This window comes from Halopseudomonas sp. (assembly GCF_038130085.1).
GTDB lineage: Bacteria > Pseudomonadota > Gammaproteobacteria > Pseudomonadales > Pseudomonadaceae > Halopseudomonas.
This window is the reverse complement of the sequence record NZ_JAYPMU010000048.1, coordinates 1-2,927: the sequence shown is the minus strand read 5'-3', so window position 1 is coordinate 2,927 and position 2,927 is coordinate 1. Positions and strand designations below refer to the sequence as shown.

Genomic DNA, 2,927 nt, shown 5'->3' with positions numbered 1-2,927 from the left:
GCAGCACCGTACCGGAAAGGTCAGGTGTTGCACTCAGTTTTTGCCGCAGCCCTGTGTTCCGCCGGAATGTGCCAATTGCCATTAGAGAGGTCGATGTTTTCCCACTTGGCACTCAGCAACTCGCCGATTCGGCAACAGGTCGACAGTGCAATCCAAATCGCAGCTTCTGTCGATGGAAGTAGACCAGCCTCTGGCGTGAGCCTTGCCAGCGCGCGGATCTCCTCCTCGCTAAGAACGCGATCTCTCTCGACATCTTTGCCGCCAATTTTAGCTTTGCGAATGCTGGCAGTTGGATCGTGATCGATCAGGTCGCGGTCTACGGCGAATCGGAACATCTGGCGCATCAGGCTGAAGATCATCTTCGCCATCCGGTTGACACCACGAGCTAGCAGGGCATCAGTTACCTCTGTAATGTGACGCTTCTTCACGTCTTCAATGGCGATGGTTCCGATAATGGGGAGAACATCTTTCTCGAACATGCGACGCACCTCTGCCCCCCCATCCTTGCGATTGACCAAGTCAACGTTAGCCCAGTGATTGAACAAATACTCGACCGTTTTCCTGGCAGCATGGCGGGCTTGAGCCTGTTCCAAAGCTATTTTCTCGGCGGCGAGGCGTGCCAGTTCTGCGTCACGAGCTGCGACTCTCGCTGCTTCTTCAGCTTCGATGTGCTCTTTCACGTCCCTGAAGCCCGATTTATGAAGGCCTGCGAGCTCCTTAGCCCGCTGGCCAGCTTCAGCGAGCGTCATAGTGCCTTCAGTGCCATCTCTGCTATAGGTGCCAATAGGAAAGGTGACACGCTCACTGCTGCTATTTGTGTAGCGGAAGTAAAAGAGGCGCTCGCCGCTGGGGGTTATTCGAGCTACCAGACTTCCGTGCCCCCATATAGCGACCTCGCTGAGCCATTTGTCGCTTGAGCCGGGCTTAGCCGTCATCTGACGGTCTGTGATTTTGGCCATGTAGCTATTTTCCCCGTTGCCAATTGGTTGCCAATTGAGAGTCTCTGGTTGCCAATTCGTTGCCAATTGAGATTGGCTTTCTTCGGATTGAATGGTACCACTTTGGACGCAAAATAGGCTTTGTTCCAGTAAAATCAATCGTTTGAAGGGTTTTGTTGGATGGCCTTGAACTGATTTGTACAGGTCATCACCTGTATGGGGTGCAAGGGGTCGAGTGTTCGAATCACTCCGTCCCGACCATATTTCAGAAAAGGATCAAGCTTTGCGGCTTGGTCCTTTTTTCGTTTGGGCTGCTTGCGCAGGGCGCTCAGCGTCCCCAGCGTCGGTACTCCTGCCCATCTCCGGGAGTAGCCTAAGCAGACGTGGTGGTCGATTCACCGCCTCTCTGGTTACCACTCAATCGGTTCGCCGTCGTAGGCGAAGAACCCGCCGCTGTCGCGTGGCAGGCTGCGATCAATGACGTGCAGTAGCTCCTCTGCTGCCTGCGCTGCAGGACGTGCCGCGGTCGCGCTGCGAAAGGGCCTCGACAGATTGGACTGCACGGTGCCCGGGTGGAGGCTCAGCAGGCGCGCTTTTGGAGCGCGCCGTGCTAGCTCGATAGACGCGGTTTTAACCATCATGTTCAGCGCGGCCTTGGATGCGCGATAGGCGTACCAGCCGCCGAGTCGGTTGTCGCCAATGCTGCCTACCCTGGCGGACATGACGGCCATGGCGCCTTGGCTGTCCAGTAATGGCAGGAACTCGCGAAGGACGATAGCGGGACCGAGGGCGTTCACTTGAAAGACGGCTTGCAACGCGTCGGGATCAATAGCCTTGAGGCTTTTCTCCGGCTCTACATTCGCCCGGTGCAATAGCCCGCTTGCCAACAGAATAAGATGAAAGGGTGCTTGATTGCTGAGTGAGGCAGCGGCTGAGACGATGCTGTCTGGCTCCTCTAAATCCAAGGGTATGTCCGTAGCGCGGCCCAGTTCGGTGACCAGAATGCAGCTTGGGTCGCGGCTCAGGTGTTGGCAGAAAGCCTGGCCAAGTGCGCCGCTGCTACCGATAACCAGGGCGCGATAGCCGCTTCCGAATGAGGTGAGCTGGAGCATCAGGGCTGACGCCGGAAGAACAGTGTCACCTGGCCGAGTTCGACACCGAATTTGAGCATCGCCGAGCGGTTGATGAGGGTGTTTTCGTCCATCAGGTACATCCAGTCATCAAAGGTAACCACGTAGGTTTTGTCATCGACTGGCAGATTCAGGTCGTAGCGCCAGCGCAACGCGTTACCGGCGAGTTCGCCAATGGCTTCTCCAACAACATCATCGGCGGTGCCGCGCCACCGGTTTTCCCCGTCGGGCGTGAGGGTCCACACGCGCTGTTGGGTGCTGCCGTCACTGTAAACGAATTGCTCATCCAGGATCAGGCGGTTGCCTTCTTCGCGGCTATTGATGTCGACATGAAAGCGCTTGATCACCTTACCTGAGCGATCCTGGAACATCCCCCAAGCCTGCACCGGTCGGCTGAAAAACTGCTTTAGATCGAGGACAGGCTGTTCTGCGGTGTAATCATCTATCGAGGCGCTGCCGCAACTGATCAGCAGGACGCAGCAACACAGCAAAATTAGTCGTCTCATGGCCCACCTCATACCTTTCTTGTACAGGATTGGCCTGCCGGAGGGCCGATAGCGTGTCGACTTCTAGCAAAACTCCGCCAGGTGCTTATGAAATCCTATACAAAATAGCTTCGGTGTACAGTATTTGTTTGGCTTTTTCCTGCTTGTTCCAGCACTCACCTGGCGGTCGTCCTGCCAAGAGCGCAGTAGAACACGCTGTAAAGGTTAGTCTTCCCTTACGCTCAGCAACCGCCGCCGGATCGGCCGGTATGAGATCCTGGCGGCCAGCCACACCCTGAATTTGTTCCAACGGTGCAGCCTGAACCGCCCCGGGTTTCGCGGAGGCTGTTTGGTTTAAGTCAAGCCGCCACCTT

3 protein-coding genes and 1 pseudogene are annotated in these 2,927 nt (G+C 56.2%); all 4 read right to left on the bottom strand.

Annotation, left to right across the window (positions count from 1 at the left end; genetic code table 11):
* Window positions 1–38 precede the first annotated feature (38 nt).
* Window positions 39–959 (bottom strand): annotated as a pseudogene (locus AAFM31_RS17630) (integrase arm-type DNA-binding domain-containing protein); the annotation flags it as partial.
* 389 nt (window positions 960–1,348) lie between these two features.
* Window positions 1,349–2,050, bottom strand: a complete 702-nt coding sequence (locus AAFM31_RS17625) for an SDR family NAD(P)-dependent oxidoreductase (protein WP_341709165.1) — start codon at window positions 2,048–2,050, stop codon at window positions 1,349–1,351.
* Complete coding sequence (locus tag AAFM31_RS17620) at window positions 2,050–2,574, bottom strand: DUF3833 domain-containing protein (RefSeq protein WP_341709164.1); 525 nt, start codon at window positions 2,572–2,574, stop codon at window positions 2,050–2,052. Before AAFM31_RS17620 ends, AAFM31_RS17625 begins: the two co-directional genes overlap by 1 nt.
* A gap of 85 nt (window positions 2,575–2,659) precedes the next feature.
* The coding region (locus AAFM31_RS17615; protein ID WP_341709163.1) for a hypothetical protein at window positions 2,660–2,927 on the bottom strand (268 nt) is incomplete at its 5' end.